We start from the raw sequence: 15979 nt of genomic DNA, 5'->3' as shown, positions 1-15979 counted from the left end.
GAGCCGACCCTCCCCCTCCAGGGGAGGGTAAAAAGCCCTCCAGGGAGGGTAAAAAAAGATCTAGCAATATCAACCACATCCCTACTGTGCATGGGGTTGTTTTCGCAAAAATGAGGTGGGAATCCGTCATGGCCGGGCTTGCCCCGGCCATCCATCCTTTTCGGAAGGCCGTTCTGGTTGATGGATGCCCGGGTCAAGCCCGGGCATGACAGGCAGCCCATTCTCCTTGTCATTTCCGCAGCTTCCGGCTAAAAGCCCGCCAAGTTCGTGGCCCCCGCACCCCTGGAGGCTTGCTGCGAGCTATGCCATGGGCCGCGCTGCGGCCCATTAACTTTTGCAAAAACAAGGACTTAACGACATGGCGACGACCGTCAAGGAATTGAAGGCGACCGCACGTCCGAAGAGCGGCAAGGGGGCCGCCCGGGCTGAGCGTCGCGCCGGGCGAGTGCCCGGAGTGATCTATGGCAACAACCAGCCCCCCGTCACGATCTCGATCGAAGATCGCGAACTGCGCCAGCGCATCCTCGCCGGCCGTTTCCTGACCACGCTGGTGGACATCGATCTCGAGGGCAAGAAGCACCGCGTGATTCCGCGCGACTATCACCTCGATCCGGTCAAGGATTTCCCGATCCATGTCGACTTCATGCGGCTCGGCGAAGGCGCCACCATCCGCATCAGCGTGCCCCTGCACGTCGTGAAGGCGGAAACCTCCCCGGGCGTGAAGCGCGGCGGCACGGTCAACATCGTCGCCCACGCGATCGAGCTCGAGTGCGGCGTCGAGAGCATTCCGCAGTACATCGAGGCCGACGTCGGCTCGCTGGAAATCGGTCACTCCTTGCATCTGACCGACATCAAGCTGCCGAATGGTGTGAAGGCGCTGACCCGCGAGGACGCGACCCTCGTCACCATCGTGCCGCCGTCCGGCTACGCCGAAGAGCAGAAGGCCGCCGCTGCGGCTGCAGCTCCTGGCGCTGCTGCGGCTGCTCCGGCGGCTGGCGCTGCGGCTCCGGCTGCGGGCGCTGCTGCACCTGCCGCTGCTGCCAAGGCTCCCGCCGGCGGCGACAAGAAGAAGTAATCTCTCAGATAGGCTGGCGCGTGGTCCCTGACCGCGCGCTGGCTGAGGGGCGCGCCGCGTCATGCGACTCTTTGTTGGGCTCGGCAATCCCGGCGCGAAATACGCACGTAACCGGCACAATATCGGCTTCATGGCCGTCGACGAGATCGCGCGGCGTCATGGTTTCGCACCATGGCGCCGTCGCTTTCAGGGTGAGACCTCGGAAGGCACGCTCGGCACTGAGCGCGTGATCCTGCTCAAGCCGACGACCTACATGAACGATTCCGGCCGCGCAGTGCAGGAAGCCGCAGGCTTCTTCAAGATCGCGCCCGGCGACGTCACCGTGTTCCATGACGAGCTCGAACTGCCGCCGGGCAAGGTGCGCGTGAAGATCGGCGGCGGCATCGCCGGCCACAACGGCCTGCGCTCGATCTCGGCGCATATCGGCAACGACTACCGCCGCGTGCGCCTCGGCATCGGTCATCCCGGCGTCAAGGAACTGGTGCACGGCCATGTGCTGTCGGACTTCGCCAAGGCGGACAACGACTGGGTGGCGACGCTGTGCGAGGCGGTGGCCGAGCACGCAGGCCTGGTCGCCAAGGGCACGGACGCGACCTTCGCCAACAGGGTGCATCTCGCGATGCAGGCGAAGGGATTTTTGACCAAGGACGAGAACGGCAAGGAATAACACCGGTCATCGCCGGACTTGATCCGGCGATCCATCCTTCGAAGACGATGGATGCGCGGGTCAAGCCCGCGCATGACGAATTCGGAAGACATTTGCGCGCGCGGCGCGGAGGCCAGGACCACCATGGGATTCAAATGCGGAATCGTCGGACTGCCCAATGTCGGCAAGTCGACCTTGTTCAACGCGCTGACCGAGACGGCCGCGGCGCAGGCCGCGAACTATCCGTTCTGCACCATCGAGCCGAATGTCGGCGAGGTCGCGGTGCCAGATCCCAGGCTCGACAAGCTCGCGGCAATCGCCAAGTCCGGCCAGATCATCCCGACCCGGCTGACCTTCGTCGACATCGCCGGCCTCGTGCGCGGCGCCTCCAAGGGTGAAGGCCTCGGCAACCAGTTCCTCGCCAACATCCGCGAGGTCGACGCCATCGCCCACGTCGTGCGCTGCTTCGAGGACTCCGACATCACCCATGTCGAGGGCAAGATCGCCCCGCTCGCCGACATCGAGACCATCGAAACCGAGCTGATGCTCGCCGACCTCGACAGTCTCGAGAAGCGCGTCGACAACCTCACCAAGAAGGCCAAGGGCAACGACAAGGACGCCAAGGAGCAGCTCGACCTCGTCAATCGCACCCTGGTGCTGCTGCGCGACGGCAAGCCCGCGCGCCTCGTCGAGCGCAAGGCGGAGGAGGAGCGCGCCTTCGCCATGCTCGGACTGTTGTCGTCCAAGCCCGTGCTCTATGTCTGCAACGTCGAGGAAGGTTCGGCTGCGACCGGCAACGCCTTCTCCAAGGCCGTCGAGGAGCAGGCTGCGAAGGAAGGCGCCGTCGCCGTCGTCATCTCCGCCAAGATCGAATCCGAGATCGCCACGATCTCGCGTGACGAACGCGCCGACTTCCTGGAGACGCTGGGTCTGGAAGAAGCCGGCCTCGACCGCCTGATCCGCGCCGGCTACACGCTGCTCAACCTCATCACCTATTTCACGGTGGGACCTAAGGAAGCGCGCGCCTGGACCATCCATCGCGGCACCAAGGCGCCAGGCGCGGCCGGCGTGATCCATACCGACTTCGAGAAGGGCTTCATCCGCGCCGAGACCATCGCCTATGACGACTACGTCGCGCTCGGCGGCGAAGCCGGCGCGCGCGATGCCGGCAAGCTCCGTCTCGAAGGCAAGGAATACGTCGTCGCCGACGGCGACGTGATGCATTTCCGGTTCAATACGTAAGCCGCAAGGAGCGCTCTCGTAGGGTGGGCAAAGCGGAGCGTGCCCACCACCTCTCTCATATCGCGGAATGATCGTGGGCACGGCGCTTTGCGCCTTTGCCCACCCTACGGCACTGCGCGCGCCGCTACCGCATCCCGCCGCCCTGGTCCCGGATCGCGCCGAGATGCTCATTGATGCGGAACACGATCAGGATCAGCTCTGCGACAATGCGCGAGAACACGATTCCGACGACGACGCTGGCGATCGAGGACAGCAGCACCAGGAAGCCGCCGAACGGGCTGATGGCCATCGCAGCGAGCCCTGAAAAGATGCCGGAGAGGCCGAACAGGCAGATCAGCGCGATCACCAGCCAATAGAAGGTCTTGATGATCGTCGGCGTGATGAAGCGGTCCCATTGAAACAGGTCGCTGAATGAAAACATTGCTCTCCCCAAGGCAAATTCCAAGGCAAGTGGGATTTCAAGCCGGGCTTTGGCACGGGATCCTGGCCCGGGGCTGATCCGACTCAAGGCCAAAGCCGCCGCGTGATATGTAGCACGAGCCATGCGGGCCGGCGGGTTGAGATTGCCGCAAAGTGCGGCCACAATCTGTCATTCCCGCGAAGCTTTCCCAAGATGACCCTGACCTTCGAAGATTTCCCGCCCGGCCGGTTCGGCACGTTCGGCCCGCGCCATGTCACCCGCGACGAGATTTTGGCCTTTGCCGCCGAGTTCGATCCGCAGCCCATGCATCTGGACGAGGAGGCCGCGGCCAAGAGCATGTTGCGCGGCCTGTCCGGCTCGGGCTGGCACCTCTGCTCGCTGATGATGCGGATGATGGCCGACGGTTTCATTACCCGCGCGGCTTCACTCGGATCTCCCGGTGTCGACGAGGTGCGCTGGCTGTCGCCGCTGCGGCCGGGCGACGATCTCATGCTCGACGTCGACGTGCTGGAGGTACGCACGTCGAAGAGCCGGCCCGAGCTTGGCATCGTCAAGTTCAAATGCACCGTGCGCAACGCCAGGGGTGAGGCTCTTGCCGAGATGACTTCGCCGATCCTGATCAAGCGGCGCGAGGGAGCGGTCTGATGCGGTTCTTCGACGACATCGAGATCGGCCAGCGCCGCGAGATCGGCAGCTACACCTTTACGGCGGAGGCCATCAAGCATTTCGCCGCCAAGTTCGACCCGCAGCGCTTTCATCTCGACGAGGAGGAGGGCAAGAACTCGCTGTTCGGCGGGCTCGCCGCCTCAGGCTGGCATGTCGGCTCGGCCTGCATGAGCCTGCTTGTCGCTGACGGCCAGCGCCTGGCGCGGGAGGCCGCAGCGCGCGGTGAGGAGGTTGCAGTGTGGGGTCCTTCGCCGGGCTTTCGCGACCTGCGCTGGATCAGGCCGGTGCTCGCCGGCGACACCATCGCTTACGTCAATGTCGTGACCGACAAGCGCAGCTCCGCTTCGCGTCCCGGCTGGGGGATTTTGACGGCCCGCACCACCGGCACGAACCAGCGCGGCGAGGAGGTCTATTCCATCACCGCCAGCGCCTTCGTGCCGATGCGCGCCAAGGCCAGTTAGATCTGTTCCAACATGAACGGCCAAATGAGTGCGCGAGTGTTGCCCGCGCGCTATGGACGCGATTCCGGGCGGCTGCCATAAGCCTGCGCAAGATGGTTACCGCAATGCAGTTTGGCGGAACCAACGAGTTGCTAACTAATTATGAACCTGTCGCTGTCTATTTGAAACGAATTGGCAGACGACAGGGGACGAGGACCATGGCTGATCGCGGCGCACTGAAATTTGTTGGATTCATCTTCGCGACCGCGACGCTGGCCGTGATGCTGGTCGCCGGCATGGTGGTGAAGGGCTATGCCGACGGCGCCTACACCCTGGAAGCCTCGGCCGTCGACGCGAGCCGGTAACAGTTCGTTAATTCGCGCGGCCGGCATCCGGCCGCATCTCAGCGGCTATAGACGAACGCCAGGATGGCGATCGCGACCGCCAGCAGTCCGACAAAGCGCAACATGATCGTGCCGAATTGATTCGGCGCGGGCCGCAACGGTATCGGGTCCGTGGTGTCGGGCCGAATGCTTTCCATCTGACATGTCCCCAAGGCCCGGCCGTGGCGGCACGGGCGCCTGGCATTGGTCGCCGGGGACGGGCGGTGGGTTCAAGCGATACTCTCGTGTCCCGGACGCGCTGCAGCGCTCTTGCGCTGCTGCGCAGAGCCGGGACCCATCTCGAAGCCATTCGACTGAGGCATGGGCCCCGGCTCTGCGGCGCGTCACTGCGTGCCGCACCGCGTCCGGGGCACAGGACCCCAAGAATCAAAACCGCCGCGCTCCTTTCGGAACGCGGCGGTCGGTGATGCTTGGCGTCAGTGCTCAGCTGTTGCGCAGGCCGTCGGCGGCGCGCTTCCACTGCGCGACGTTGTCGGAGATCATGCGGGTCGATTTCATCGCGGCCTGGCTGAGCTGGGCGTAGCCGGAGATCTCGCGCTGGACGCGCTGGCCTTCGGCATGCAGCAGGTCGCGCAGGCTCTCGAGCTCGGAGATCAGGTTCTCGATCTCGGCGAGCGAGGTGCCCGCGACGCGCTGGATCAGCGAGTTGACGTTGTTCACGGTGGCTTCCGCGCTCGGGTCGAGCGGCGGCGCATCGGTGGTGGTGGACGCCGGACGGCGCAGATAGGCGATGTCGTTGCGGACGAAGTCGCGGATGCCGGCCTCGACCTCCGTCACGGCGGCGAGGTTGGTGTCGACCGTCTCGGTCTCGGTGGCTTCGATCTTTTCCGGACGCATGGCGTTCATCGTTGTTCCCCTGTTCGCGTTGAGCGCAGCGCGAGTGTCCCCCGCACGACGACGTCTGTGAGGCTTCCCTATCAGGGCGTCCGATTTTGACCGCAAATGGGCCGAGATGCGGCAAGGGCGGACCATTCGGGGGTTTTGCCGTGGCGTATGGTTACGAGAGTCTGAACGGCGCGTCGGCGGATGATCGCGGCACGATCGGTGCTCGTCTCCCTCGCCCCGTTCTTACGGGGAGAGGCGAACCTACCAGCTCTTCTTGAATCCTGCCGACAGGCTCTTGTTGATCACCCCTTGCGAGGTCTCGCCGACCGAGCCGGAGACGGTGACGTTGTCGAACAGCTTTTGCTCGGCGCCGACCTTGCGCAGCCATTTGTCGTCGGTGGTCGACAGCGTCTGGCCGGCGGAGATGCTGGTGCCGGTGTCGGTGAGGGTGACCTTGGCGGACTGGTCGGTTTCGTAATTGCGGGTGGTGATGTGACCGCCGATGCCCGGGACCGCACTCGTGCCCTGCTGGTTGACGCTGTAGCCGTTCTGCAGCGTCAGCGAGGTGTCGCCGGAGAGCGGCACCGATTTGATCAGCGAGGCCCCGAGCTTGCTCTGCTCCGAACCGGGATCGACGCGGGCTTCCACCGCGGTCTTGTCCCAGATCACGCCCGCGCCGGGCGCGGTTGCCGTGGCCCAGGCACTGCCGGAGGATTGCGGCAGGCTGCCGCCATTGGTGGCCTTCTGCGCCAAGAGCTCGGACATCGTCCTGGGCTCGCTCGCCACCGTCATGTCGGCGCCGACCCGCGTGTCCCAGAACTCGAACACCGACTGCTTCACGGTCACCGCCGAGGAGCCGTCGGCGTTGGCGTTCGACGACCAGTCCAGACCGTCCTTGGCGGCGGCCTGGGCGCGCTTCTTGGCGGCCATGGGGTCAATGCCGGTGCCGGCATCGACCGCGAGCTGACTCCAGTCGAGCTTGTCGACGTCGATGCCCTTCATCACGTCGGGATCGTTGACGTCGGGGGCCTCCGCCACGGCCTCTGTCTCGGCCTCGTCGTCGGCCACGGCGGCGGGCGGGGAGAAGGGCGGAATGATCTGCGCCTGTGACGTCAGCGCCGAGCCCAGGATGAATGCGGCCGCCAGCACCGGCAGCCTGGCCCAGCCAAAACCTGTCGAGAATTCCATCGTCCTGCCCGCGAGCCCCAGCGCATGTTGCCCGCCAATATAAAGCGAGCCCTGGTGATGACCATGCGCCATTCGGTCGGCCTGCATCAATGCTGATCTATCGTTGCGAAATTGTGGCAATTCGCGTGGGCGAGACGCGAACCAACGGGCCGCGCGAAAGGCGCGCGCCCGGCGACGAGCGTCTTGATGCGACGGCATCCGGCGGGGCTGGAGGCCAGGACGTCGCAGCCGGCATCGTCATCGGTCCCGAACAGCGGGGCCCGTTGGCGTCCCCCCTGAAGCGCGATGATCATCATCGCGCTTCAGGTTGTTGTTTGCGCATGATCTTTCTCGGAAAACCGCTTCGCACTTGTCCGGATCATGCGTTAGCCGACGCTGGTCATCTTCGGCAGATGAATGGCGCGGCCGAGTGCCTGCTCGACGAGGTCGAACGTGTCGATCAGAACGCGCATGCTGACGAGCTTGCCCGCCCTGAACTGGGCGAACTGCGCGACCCGCAAGCTGATCGGCTTGTTGGAATCCAGCGCCGTCAGCGAATAGCGCACCATCGACGCCGCGGAATCGACGCCGAGCATGATGCTCTCGCGGTCGAAGCGGCGGACCTGGAAATTGTCGGCGAGCTGGCGGATGACGTCGAGCACGGCGTCCTTGCCCTGCCGTGCGCCGAGGAACGGAAACATGTCGATCGGGCCGTAGAGCGCCCATTCGACGTCCTCGTCGATCAAGGCCTCGATGTCCCCAAATTGCCGGTCGTTGATCGCGCGGTGCAACGCGCGCGAGAAACGCCAGAGGCTGTGCTCTGTCATTTTGGGCAGTCCTGAAGCTGGCTTTGCGGAAAAAACGGAAAACAACCCCATGCGCAGTCAGGCGCCGGGGCTCAACTCATTTGTATGCAAATAAAATACCCGATTTCGGCCAAAACGCAATTCACGTTTTCGCAATGCACAATTGATGGCGAGATGTGAGATTTGCAACAGAACCCCGTAATCTCCCGGGTTCCGGCCGCACGAGCGAGGGGTTCCGGCGGATGGACGGGGCTCAGTCCACCCGCGCGCCCGTGATCAGGGGGCCGATCTCGCGCTCCAGCACCTGCTGCACCAGGTCGTAGGAATCGATGATCTCGCGGATCTGCGCCACCAGGCCGCCGCGAAAGGTATAGAACACGGCCATGTCGAACTGCACGATGCGGTCGTTGCTGCGCTTCCTGAAATAGGCCTGCATGTAGGTCGCGATCTCGTCGCCCTCGGCAACGATGTGCGGCGCCTTGTAGCGGATCTCCGAATAGCGCGACCAGACCGTCTGCCAGAGCGCCCGCAATTCGGCCTTGCCGTGGCGCGGCACCATGTGCGGCAGCACGTCGATCGGGGCATGGGTGAGGAAGTCGACGTCGTCGGTGCAGCAGGACAGCGCGGCCTCGAGATCGCCCCGCGCAAAAGAGTCGAGCAGATGCAGCAAGCGCTGCCTGTTCAGCTTTTCAACCGTCATGCTGCTCCCGCCCCCGTTGGCCGTGGATTGCAAACGCTACCGTGGGCCTCGCGGGTCCATCAATCCGCAAAAACACAGGGTGCTTGCCAACTATGACGCGCCAGCGCCATGCCGCGTTCATGGGGTGCAATTGCGGGTTGCGCAAATGTTTGCCCGCAGGCTTTTGCACCGGGCGATGACGCCGCGCGCCTATCGGCGGGCGCGCCCGGCCAGGTGCTGGAACCCGGACCCATCCGCGCTCGTTGAAGGCCCAGCATCGCATCCGGAGGCATCGATCCATGAAATCGCCCCTTCTCACTGTGGCTGCCGCGCTTCTCATGCTCGGCGCGACCTCCGCCGCCAACGCCAAGGGCTGCATCAAGGGCGCCATCGTCGGCGGCGTCGCCGGCCATTATGCCGGCCACCACGGCATGCTCGGCGCCGCCGCCGGCTGCCTCTACGGCCGTCACCATGCCAAGGAGCAGGAAAAGCAGCGGCAGCAGCAGAGCCAGATGAACGGGCAGGGGAAGCTGTAAGCCTGCGGAAGACCTCGCCTGGTGTCTCTTTGATCCGGCATGCTCCGATGGTAAATTCCAGTCGCTAGCGCTGGAGTTGAGCCGGGCGAGGGGACAATGGACGTCGGAAAGCTCTCGTGGGGTGTCGTCCTCGCAATCCTGTTCCTGTGCTTCTTCAGCGCTTTCATCAGACATGCGTCCCACGCGCAGGGCGTCAAGTACAATTGGCTCGGCGTCCTGCTGTCGTTCTCGACGATCGGCCTTGCCATCTACCTCGTGTTCTTCCGCCAGCTCTGACGCAGCCCGCCGGCCGGGGAGGGCTATCGCATCTGGATCTCACGAGGACCGCGGGCTTGCTCCGCCTCTCCCGCTTGCGGGAGAGGCCGACGCGCCCCGGGCGATGCGAAAGCATCGTCCCGCGCGCGGCGGGTGAGGGCTCTCGCCACACAGGGAGTTTTTCCGCAATGCTCGACAATCCCGACGCGGATAGACCCCCACCCCAGCCCTCTCCCGCAAGCGGGAGAGGGAGCGCACCGCTGATGCCGCTACATCCGTACACATCAGATGTGGTATCCCCTGGCTGGGAGGGGCCAATGCGTGAGGCAACTCACATCCCGGACCTCCCCCTGCGGCTATCGTCATCCCAATGTCATCAGGGAGACGTGCCATGGCTGCCATCGCCACCGCCAGAAAGTCCCGCCTGCACAATGCGATCGAAGGCCTCGCGCTGACCGCGATCCTGCAGAGTTTCCCGACCTTCGCCGCCGCCGCCTTCCTGCTCAAGCTCGCCGGCAATCACGACCTCTCCGGCGATCCCGGCGTTGCCATCTTCGTCGCCATCGCCTCGCTCGCCCACGCCATGCTCGCGGTCACGTTCGGGCCAAGCTTCCCGCATTTGTTCAAGACCGTCTACGAACCGAAATTCTTCGAGGCCCATCTGTCGCTGTCCGACAAGATCACGGCCTGGCGCACCCAGCCCCGTGGCGTCGCTGCAACTGCTGACGATCGTGCTGCTGCTGTCCGTGATGGCGGTGGTGACGGCGAGTGTGGGGTGAGGGGGAAAGCGAAGCTTAAACTCTATGCCCTAGGCGTCGGCCGGTCGCGGGACGGGAATAAGTTCATATCGTTTGGGGCAGTCTGGGTCGCGGTCCTGCTCTGGTTTGTCAATCAGGCCAATCGCGAGAGAAGAAACCAATATCTTCTCGGTCAGAGAAACCAATAGATTCTCATATAGGCCAAGAATATTCTGTTCCAAAATAACCAGGCTATCGATGAGGGCCTGCGGTCTGAACAAGTCGAACTTATCGTTTTTTAGCTGCCAAGTCGGAAGCTGAATCTCGCGGTTCGCCAAGAGCCTGAAGTTATTGACCCTCATATAATAATTATCCTTCGGGTGCTCAAAGGCGTTCCGAATTTCTCCCCAAATGTTTATCCAAACCTCGTCGGCGCGAAGCATTTGAGCGAGGGGATCGGCTTTCCCAAAGGTCGAGGATGCCCACTTAGCAATGCGATCGAATGAGCCTCTCTTGAAATCTTGCGTAAAGAATGCAGGAAATAATTCCGAGATTGAATTCAATGTGTGGTTAGCGAGCAGAATTGTAGACCGGAAGTCGAGCTCTAAGTTCTCCACTATTGGCGTGGGCGGCGGAGACGGCCCCGACGCATAGCGAGAGTAGTCAGGCAGAATTTCGTCTCGCTTTGAATCAATCGCGTCTCGGAGCCCATTCACTAGACTTGAAACAGATAAAAGTGACGTCATCACTTCCCAGGCGATATCTTGAACTCGACGTTGTCGCTCCTCCCCTGGGATGAATTGTAAGAAATCTTCTGTCTGTAAGATTGTTCGTGCAACGATAGGATTTCTTGATCCCTTGGTCGTTACTAGAGTCTGCGCTATGGGTGCATCATCATGCTTCATCTCCGGGTCAATATCATTCGGCAGATTCACACGGATGATTTTATCTAGGCTAACCGTGTAAAGTCCATCTCGCCTTGAAATCATCGCAACAATTCGATCGTCTGTCCCGATACCCAGCGTCGCGAAGACTGCACCATCGCGTCGATCTTTGATTCTATCTTTGTCGATCATGTGAAGTCCAAATATCACCTTACCTCTTCTTCCACCCACCCCGCCGCCCCGGCATCCCGCCGCTGCTCTTCGGCGCCGGCCCGAACTCCGGGCCGGACTGCCGCGAATCCGTCGGCTGAATAATCCGGCTCGTGCTGCCGAACGGCTTGGCCGGCAGCGTCTGCTTCTCGCGGTAGGGCAGGGATTCCGGGCCGTGCATCTCGTCGAGATGCGGCTTGTGCACCTTCGAGCTGCTGCCGGTGCCGCTCGCCTTCAGCGCGGAGCTCACCGTTTTCTTCTTCATCGCGCTGACCGGCAAATTCGCGGAATCGCCGTACTTCCTGGTGCCGGCATAGGCGCCCGCCTTGCCGGTCACAGCGCGCTGCTTGGCGGTGGGATCGTCCACCACGGCGAGCTCCGTCGCGCGCAGGCGCTTGACCTCGTCGCGCAGGCGGGCGGCTTCCTCGAAGTTCAGATCGGCGGCGGCCTCGCGCATCCGCGTCTCCAGATCGGCGAGCACGGCTTCGAAGTTGTGGCCGATCGAGATGACGTCGTCGGTCATGTCGTGGCCGCCGACCTCGACCAGCACGTGGTCGCGCTCGTAAACCGAGTTGAGGATGTCGCCGATCTGCTTCTTCACACTCTCCGGCGTGATGCCGTGGGCGGTGTTGTACTCGACTTGCTTCTCGCGGCGGCGGTTGGTCTCGGCGATGGCGCGCTCCATCGAGCCCGTCATCTGGTCGGCGTAGAGGATGACCTTGCCGTCGACGTTGCGCGCGGCGCGGCCGATGGTCTGGATCAGCGAGGTCTCGCTGCGCAAGAAGCCTTCCTTGTCGGCATCGAGGATGGCGACCAGCGCGCATTCGGGAATGTCGAGGCCTTCGCGCAGGAGGTTGATGCCGACCAGCGCGTCGAAGGCGCCGAGGCGCAGGTCGCGGATGATCTCGATGCGCTCGATGGTGTCGATGTCGGAGTGCATGTAGCGGACGCGAATGCCCTGCTCGTGCAGATATTCGGTGAGGTCCTCGGCCATGCGCTTGGTCAGCACCGTGATCAGCGAGCGATAGCCGGCCTGAGCGGTGGCGCGCACCTCGCCGACGAGATCGTCGACTTGCGTGCGGGCGGGGCGGATGTCGACGGGCGGATCGATCAGGCCGGTCGGGCGAATGACCTGCTCGACGAACACGCCGCCGCTCTCGTTCAGCTCCCAGCCGCTCGGCGTCGCCGACACCGCGACCGTCTGCGGGCGCATCATGTCCCACTCCTCGAAGCGCAAGGGGCGGTTGTCCATGCAGGAGGGCAGGCGGAAGCCGTATTCGGCCAGCGTCGCCTTGCGGCGGAAGTCGCCGCGGAACATGGCGCCGATCTGCGGGATGGTGACGTGGCTCTCGTCGGCGAAGATCAGCGCGTTGTCGGGAACGTATTCGAACAGCGTCGGCGGCGGCTCGCCGGGCCGGCGTCCCGTGAGGTAGCGCGAATAGTTCTCGATGCCGGCGCAACTGCCCGTCGCCTCCATCATCTCGAGGTCGAAGGTGGTGCGCTGCTCCAGCCGCTGCGCTTCCAAGAGGCGCCCCTGGTTGTTGAGCTGGTCGAGCCGCAGCTTCAATTCGGACTTGATCGACTTGATCGCCTGCACCAGCGTCGGCCGCGGCGTCACATAGTGCGAGTTGGCGTACATCTTGATGAATTCGAGCTCGTCCTGCTTGTGGCCGGTGAGCGGATCGAACTCCTCGATGGTCTCGATGGTGTCGCCGAACAGGTTCACGCGCCAGGCGCGATCCTCATAGTGCGCCGGGAAGATGTCGATGACGTCGCCCCTGACACGGAAGGTGCCGCGGGTAAAATCGGCCTGGGTGCGCTTGTACTGGAGTGCGACGAGGTCGGCGATGAGCTGGCGCTGGTCGATGCGCTCGCCCTTCTTCAGCGCGAAGGTCATCGCGGTATAGGTCTCGACCGAGCCGATACCGTAGATGCAGGACACCGAGGCCACGATGATGACGTCGTCGCGTTCCAGCAGCGCGCGCGTCGCCGAATGGCGCATCCGGTCGATCTGCTCGTTGATCGAGGAGTCCTTCTCGATATACGTGTCCGTGCGAGGGACATACGCTTCCGGCTGGTAGTAGTCGTAATAACTGACGAAATATTCGACCGCGTTGTCGGGAAAGAAGTTCTTGAACTCGCCGTAGAGCTGGGCGGCCAGTGTCTTGTTCGGCGCCAGGATCAGGGCGGGGCGCTGCGTCTTCTCGATCACCTGCGCCATGGTGTAGGTCTTGCCGGAGCCGGTGACGCCGAGCAGCACCTGGGTGCGGTCGTTGCGCTGCACGCCTTCGACCAGCTCGGCGATCGCGGTCGGCTGGTCGCCCTTCGGCTGGTAGGATGATTTGATCTCGAAGCGCACGCCGCCTTCGGACTTCTCCGGGCGTGGCGGCCGATGCGGCGTCCACACCTTCATGGAGCCGTCGTTCTTGCGGAACTCCGGCCGGCCCTCGCGGATCAGTGACTCCAGCGCATCGGCCGTCGCCTTGACGCCGAGCGCCTCCATCTTGGAACGCGGCGGACGCGCCAGCGCCTCGGCGTCGTCCTCCTCCGTGGGAAGGCCGAGCTGCCGCGCCAGTTCCGGATCGAGCGTCGGGATCGTGGCGGCGGTGCCGTAATTGGCCTGCGGTGCCTCGTCGAACCCCTCAGTGGACGCGCGCGCGCCCGGCGGCTGCGGATTGGGCCGCAGCGGCATGGGCCGTGTCGAATCCTGCGGAAACTGCTTTTGAAGGTCTTTGGGCGTCGAGGCCCGCGCGCGATGTGCGGCGGCCTCGCCCCCGGCGCGGCGGTCGCGCGAATTGTCCGGCGGCGGCTGCAGCCCGGTGCCCGATCCAAGCCCGGCATCGCCGCGATTGATCGCGGGATTGAGCAGCTCGGCCAGCGCCGGCCCGATCGGCTGCACGTCAGGCCGATGCGCTTTGGAATTTGGCGCCTTCGAGTTCGGGGCCTTGGTTTTCGGGGATTTGCCGGATTTTTCGGGGGATGCAGGTTTCTTCGCCATGAGGCGAATATGGGACGAGTCCGCCCCGCAATAAAGGGCGAATGGCCGCCGCTATGCACGCTGCTGACAGCAGGTTGGCAGCAGGCGGGGCCTCACGCCGCCGGCGGCGGACCGGCGTCGTCCTCGCTCGCCTGATAGGGCTTGAGGATGTCGAGGTGGATGCCGCCGCAATCGGTGCAGCGCATGGTCCAGTACTCGCAGCCGGCGCGGCCGCCGATGACGCGGAGCACCGTCAGATCGCCGTCGCATTCCGGGCAGTTCGACAGCACATTGCGGGCGTAGATCCTCGGCCGCGACGCGTCTTCGAATTCGATGACTGACATGACCGGTTGCCCCCTTTACGCCGTGCTGTCCCTGGTTCGCTGGCCGTCCTGCGCGTCTATTCGCACTCGCTGTCGGTCCGACGGCGGAAGCGGTCGATGTGATGCTTGGCGTCGGCGATCGCCGCCTTCTGATCGGGCCAGGCGAAACCGACCTCCATGGCCGGAAACAGCACGCCGTCGATCGCGACGGGGCTCAGATCGGCACGGCGGATGCGGGCGTGCCAGAGGCCTTTGCCAGCCTCGAAAGATTCGATGTCAAAGCCGTCGTAGAGGGTCGTCATTGCAGTCCCCAAAAGTCTGTCTGGTTCGAGCGCCTTGTTTGGAGGGTCAGGGGACCACGTCTGCGGATGTGCGTATGTGAAGCCGTTCACAAGCGTCCGGCTTTTTTGCCTGGTGGAACGACTAGTTTCGGTTCCGCAAGGACGGTGCGCTCCCTCTCCCGCTTGCGGGGGAGGGTTGGGGTGGGAGTCCCAGTGTGGAGGGAGCCCCCCCCCGGCGCTTCGCGCCGACCTCCCCCGCAAGCGGGGAGAGGTGCACCGCGTTCGGGGCTTGCTGCCTCGGCAAAATCTGGTTCGATCCAGGAAACTCAGTTCCGCGCCGCAGTGCGGCCGATCCGCCGCGGGCGCGCTGCGGGTTCCGCCGCGGCGCGCATGATCCAGCGCCGGAACGCGGCAAAGTCGCGCTGTTCGGTCTGGAAGCTGCGATAGAGCAGATACCAGCGCATGCCCTTGGGCACCGACAGGTCGAATGGCGCCACCAGCCGGCCGGCAGCGAGGTCGTCGTCGATATAGGGCCGGATGCCCATGGCGATGCCGAGCCCGTCGGCGGCGGCCTGCAGCGCCTGGCCGTAGAACTGGAACTCGGGCCCGCGCGCGCTGATCCGCGCGACGCTCGCGGCCTTCAGCCAGATCGGCCAGTCCTCGGGCGAGTGCGCAACCCGGATCAGGGTCGGTCCCTTCAAATCGGCCGGGCGCTTCAGGCCGCTGGCGAGGCGGGGCACGCAGACCGGCGTGAGATCGCCGGCAAACAGCGGCTCGGCGACGAGGCCGGGCCAGTCGCCGGTGCCGAGCTTGATGCCGCAGCTCCAGTCCTCGCCGAACGGCACCGACGCGCCGCCGGTGGTGAAGCGCACCTCGATGTCGGGCTCCTCGCTGCGAAACTCCGACAGGCGCGGGATCAGCCAGCGCATCGCAAAGGTGTGGCCGACGCCGATGGTGAGCACGCGGACGCTCGTCGGTGCCGTCACCTGCGCGGTGAGGCTGGCGAGCGCGTCGAAGATCGGCGTCAGCCCGCTCTGATAGGCGCGGCCGGCCTGCGTCAGCACCAGGCGATTGGCCTTGCGCTCGAACAGCGCGACGCCGAGCCGCTCTTCCAGGAGATGCACCATGCGGCTGACCGCGGCCGCGGACACGCTCAGCTCCAGCCCGGCCGCGGCAAAGCTGCCGGTCCGCGCCGCCGCCTCGAATGCCTTGATGCCGTTGAGAAACAGCAGCCGCCGCAAATGCAAGACCCCTGTGCAGAGACCCTCAGGAAAGCTGAGGCCAGGCCAAGATAACTCAGTTTGCGCGAGTGGAGCAAGCAAGGCACAACAATGAGAGTCATTCCAGATTGTGTTTCGGGCCGCCGCCGCTCTTCTTCGCCTCTCCCCGCTTGCGGGGAGAGGCC

General features: G+C 64.3%; 19 protein-coding genes. 9 read left to right on the top strand and 10 right to left on the bottom strand.

Going from position 1 to position 15979, the window contains the following annotated elements:
• The first annotated feature begins 358 nt into the window (after positions 1-358).
• The 3 genes from Q0743_RS28170 to ychF all read left to right on the top strand — a co-directional run bounded on the left by Q0743_RS28170 (position 359) and on the right by ychF (position 2963).
• Positions 359-1075 (top strand): 50S ribosomal protein L25/general stress protein Ctc, encoded by a 717-nt coding sequence (locus tag Q0743_RS28170; RefSeq protein WP_298244729.1) that lies wholly within the window; start codon positions 359-361, stop codon positions 1073-1075.
• Positions 1076-1136: 61 nt separating this feature from the next.
• A complete protein-coding gene (gene pth / locus Q0743_RS28165) occupies positions 1137-1742 on the top strand; it encodes an aminoacyl-tRNA hydrolase (protein WP_100178154.1) in 606 nt (201 codons plus the stop codon).
• A gap of 123 nt (positions 1743-1865) precedes the next feature.
• On the top strand, positions 1866-2963 hold the full coding sequence (gene ychF, locus Q0743_RS28160) for a redox-regulated ATPase YchF (RefSeq protein ID WP_298244731.1): 1098 nt from the start codon (positions 1866-1868) through the stop codon (positions 2961-2963).
• Between the two features lie 124 nt (positions 2964-3087).
• Here ychF and Q0743_RS28155 read toward each other — a convergent pair whose 3' ends face one another.
• The gene (locus Q0743_RS28155; RefSeq protein ID WP_018648333.1) at positions 3088-3384 is read right to left on the bottom strand and encodes a DUF4282 domain-containing protein; all 297 of its coding nucleotides are present in this window, start codon (positions 3382-3384) and stop codon (positions 3088-3090) included.
• A 192-nt stretch (positions 3385-3576) separates the two neighbouring features.
• On the opposite strand from Q0743_RS28155, the gene Q0743_RS28150 reads away from it, so the two are divergent.
• The 3 genes from Q0743_RS28150 to Q0743_RS28140 all read left to right on the top strand — a co-directional run bounded on the left by Q0743_RS28150 (position 3577) and on the right by Q0743_RS28140 (position 4855).
• Positions 3577-4029 carry a MaoC family dehydratase gene (locus Q0743_RS28150; RefSeq protein ID WP_298244728.1) on the top strand — a complete coding sequence of 151 codons (453 nt, stop codon included), beginning with the start codon at positions 3577-3579 and terminating at the stop codon, positions 4027-4029.
• The gene (locus tag Q0743_RS28145) at positions 4029-4511 is read left to right on the top strand and encodes a MaoC family dehydratase (protein WP_298244727.1); all 483 of its coding nucleotides are present in this window, start codon (positions 4029-4031) and stop codon (positions 4509-4511) included. Before Q0743_RS28150 ends, Q0743_RS28145 begins: the two co-directional genes overlap by 1 nt.
• 197 nt (positions 4512-4708) lie before the next feature.
• Positions 4709-4855 (top strand): hypothetical protein, encoded by a 147-nt coding sequence (locus Q0743_RS28140; protein ID WP_018318322.1) that lies wholly within the window; start codon positions 4709-4711, stop codon positions 4853-4855.
• Positions 4856-4893: 38 nt separating this feature from the next.
• Here Q0743_RS28140 and Q0743_RS28135 read toward each other — a convergent pair whose 3' ends face one another.
• From Q0743_RS28135 to Q0743_RS28115, 5 genes are all read right to left on the bottom strand, one after another.
• Entirely contained in the window at positions 4894-5031 is a 138-nt protein-coding gene (locus tag Q0743_RS28135) for a hypothetical protein (RefSeq protein ID WP_007614812.1), read from the bottom strand.
• Positions 5032-5317: 286 nt separating this feature from the next.
• Positions 5318-5740, bottom strand: a complete 423-nt coding sequence (locus Q0743_RS28130; RefSeq protein WP_298244726.1) for a hypothetical protein — start codon at positions 5738-5740, stop codon at positions 5318-5320.
• 240 nt (positions 5741-5980) lie between these two features.
• Positions 5981-6907, bottom strand: a complete 927-nt coding sequence (locus Q0743_RS28125) for a hypothetical protein (RefSeq protein ID WP_298244730.1) — start codon at positions 6905-6907, stop codon at positions 5981-5983.
• A 365-nt stretch (positions 6908-7272) separates the two neighbouring features.
• Complete coding sequence (locus tag Q0743_RS28120) at positions 7273-7713, bottom strand: nuclear transport factor 2 family protein (protein WP_298244725.1); 441 nt, start codon at positions 7711-7713, stop codon at positions 7273-7275.
• Between the two features lie 232 nt (positions 7714-7945).
• Complete coding sequence (locus tag Q0743_RS28115; RefSeq protein WP_298244724.1) at positions 7946-8392, bottom strand: nuclear transport factor 2 family protein; 447 nt, start codon at positions 8390-8392, stop codon at positions 7946-7948.
• Between the two features lie 278 nt (positions 8393-8670).
• Between Q0743_RS28115 and Q0743_RS28110 the strand changes: the two genes are divergently transcribed.
• From Q0743_RS28110 to Q0743_RS28100, 3 genes are all read left to right on the top strand, one after another.
• Complete coding sequence (locus tag Q0743_RS28110) at positions 8671-8907, top strand: hypothetical protein (RefSeq protein WP_298244723.1); 237 nt, start codon at positions 8671-8673, stop codon at positions 8905-8907.
• Between the two features lie 96 nt (positions 8908-9003).
• Complete coding sequence (locus Q0743_RS28105; RefSeq protein ID WP_298244722.1) at positions 9004-9183, top strand: hypothetical protein; 180 nt, start codon at positions 9004-9006, stop codon at positions 9181-9183.
• A 370-nt stretch (positions 9184-9553) separates the two neighbouring features.
• Positions 9554-10108 (top strand): hypothetical protein, encoded by a 555-nt coding sequence (locus tag Q0743_RS28100; RefSeq protein WP_298244721.1) that lies wholly within the window; start codon positions 9554-9556, stop codon positions 10106-10108.
• 886 nt (positions 10109-10994) lie between these two features.
• Here Q0743_RS28100 and uvrB read toward each other — a convergent pair.
• The 4 genes from uvrB to Q0743_RS28080 all read right to left on the bottom strand — a co-directional run bounded on the left by uvrB (position 10995) and on the right by Q0743_RS28080 (position 15815).
• On the bottom strand, positions 10995-13991 hold the full coding sequence (uvrB, locus tag Q0743_RS28095) for an excinuclease ABC subunit UvrB (RefSeq protein ID WP_298244720.1): 2997 nt from the start codon (positions 13989-13991) through the stop codon (positions 10995-10997).
• Between the two features lie 92 nt (positions 13992-14083).
• Entirely contained in the window at positions 14084-14314 is a 231-nt protein-coding gene (locus Q0743_RS28090; RefSeq protein WP_298244719.1) for a hypothetical protein, read from the bottom strand.
• Between the two features lie 56 nt (positions 14315-14370).
• Positions 14371-14595, bottom strand: coding sequence for a hypothetical protein (locus tag Q0743_RS28085; protein WP_298244718.1), 225 nt, complete (start codon positions 14593-14595; stop codon positions 14371-14373).
• Positions 14596-14900: 305 nt separating this feature from the next.
• On the bottom strand, positions 14901-15815 hold the full coding sequence (locus Q0743_RS28080; RefSeq protein WP_298244717.1) for a LysR substrate-binding domain-containing protein: 915 nt from the start codon (positions 15813-15815) through the stop codon (positions 14901-14903).
• Between the last annotated feature and the right edge of the window lie 164 nt (positions 15816-15979).

The organism is uncultured Bradyrhizobium sp., assembly GCF_936943645.1.
Lineage (GTDB): Bacteria > Pseudomonadota > Alphaproteobacteria > Rhizobiales > Xanthobacteraceae > Bradyrhizobium.
This window is presented reverse-complemented; position numbering and strand designations above follow the sequence as displayed.

Bases quoted from the DNA above. Each gene is read 5' to 3' on its own strand.
- uvrB (WP_298244720.1), bottom strand. From the start codon at position 13,991: ATGGCGAAGAAACCTGCATCCCCCGAAAAATCCGGCAAATCCCCGAAA.
- Q0743_RS28170 (WP_298244729.1), top strand. From the start codon at position 359: ATGGCGACGACCGTCAAGGAATTGAAGGCGACCGCACGTCCGAAGAGC.
- Q0743_RS28130 (WP_298244726.1), bottom strand. From the start codon at position 5,740: ATGAACGCCATGCGTCCGGAAAAGATCGAAGCCACCGAGACCGAGACG.
- Q0743_RS28120 (WP_298244725.1), bottom strand. From the start codon at position 7,713: ATGACAGAGCACAGCCTCTGGCGTTTCTCGCGCGCGTTGCACCGCGCG.
- Q0743_RS28105 (WP_298244722.1), top strand. From the start codon at position 9,004: ATGGACGTCGGAAAGCTCTCGTGGGGTGTCGTCCTCGCAATCCTGTTC.
- Q0743_RS28140 (WP_018318322.1), top strand. From the start codon at position 4,709: ATGGCTGATCGCGGCGCACTGAAATTTGTTGGATTCATCTTCGCGACC.
- Q0743_RS28115 (WP_298244724.1), bottom strand. From the start codon at position 8,392: ATGACGGTTGAAAAGCTGAACAGGCAGCGCTTGCTGCATCTGCTCGAC.
- Q0743_RS28110 (WP_298244723.1), top strand. From the start codon at position 8,671: ATGAAATCGCCCCTTCTCACTGTGGCTGCCGCGCTTCTCATGCTCGGC.
- Q0743_RS28100 (WP_298244721.1), top strand. From the start codon at position 9,554: ATGGCTGCCATCGCCACCGCCAGAAAGTCCCGCCTGCACAATGCGATC.
- Q0743_RS28125 (WP_298244730.1), bottom strand. From the start codon at position 6,907: ATGGAATTCTCGACAGGTTTTGGCTGGGCCAGGCTGCCGGTGCTGGCG.
- pth (WP_100178154.1), top strand. From the start codon at position 1,137: ATGCGACTCTTTGTTGGGCTCGGCAATCCCGGCGCGAAATACGCACGT.
- ychF (WP_298244731.1), top strand. From the start codon at position 1,866: ATGGGATTCAAATGCGGAATCGTCGGACTGCCCAATGTCGGCAAGTCG.
- Q0743_RS28085 (WP_298244718.1), bottom strand. From the start codon at position 14,595: ATGACGACCCTCTACGACGGCTTTGACATCGAATCTTTCGAGGCTGGC.
- Q0743_RS28135 (WP_007614812.1), bottom strand. From the start codon at position 5,031: ATGGAAAGCATTCGGCCCGACACCACGGACCCGATACCGTTGCGGCCC.
- Q0743_RS28155 (WP_018648333.1), bottom strand. From the start codon at position 3,384: ATGTTTTCATTCAGCGACCTGTTTCAATGGGACCGCTTCATCACGCCG.
- Q0743_RS28145 (WP_298244727.1), top strand. From the start codon at position 4,029: ATGCGGTTCTTCGACGACATCGAGATCGGCCAGCGCCGCGAGATCGGC.
- Q0743_RS28090 (WP_298244719.1), bottom strand. From the start codon at position 14,314: ATGTCAGTCATCGAATTCGAAGACGCGTCGCGGCCGAGGATCTACGCC.
- Q0743_RS28150 (WP_298244728.1), top strand. From the start codon at position 3,577: ATGACCCTGACCTTCGAAGATTTCCCGCCCGGCCGGTTCGGCACGTTC.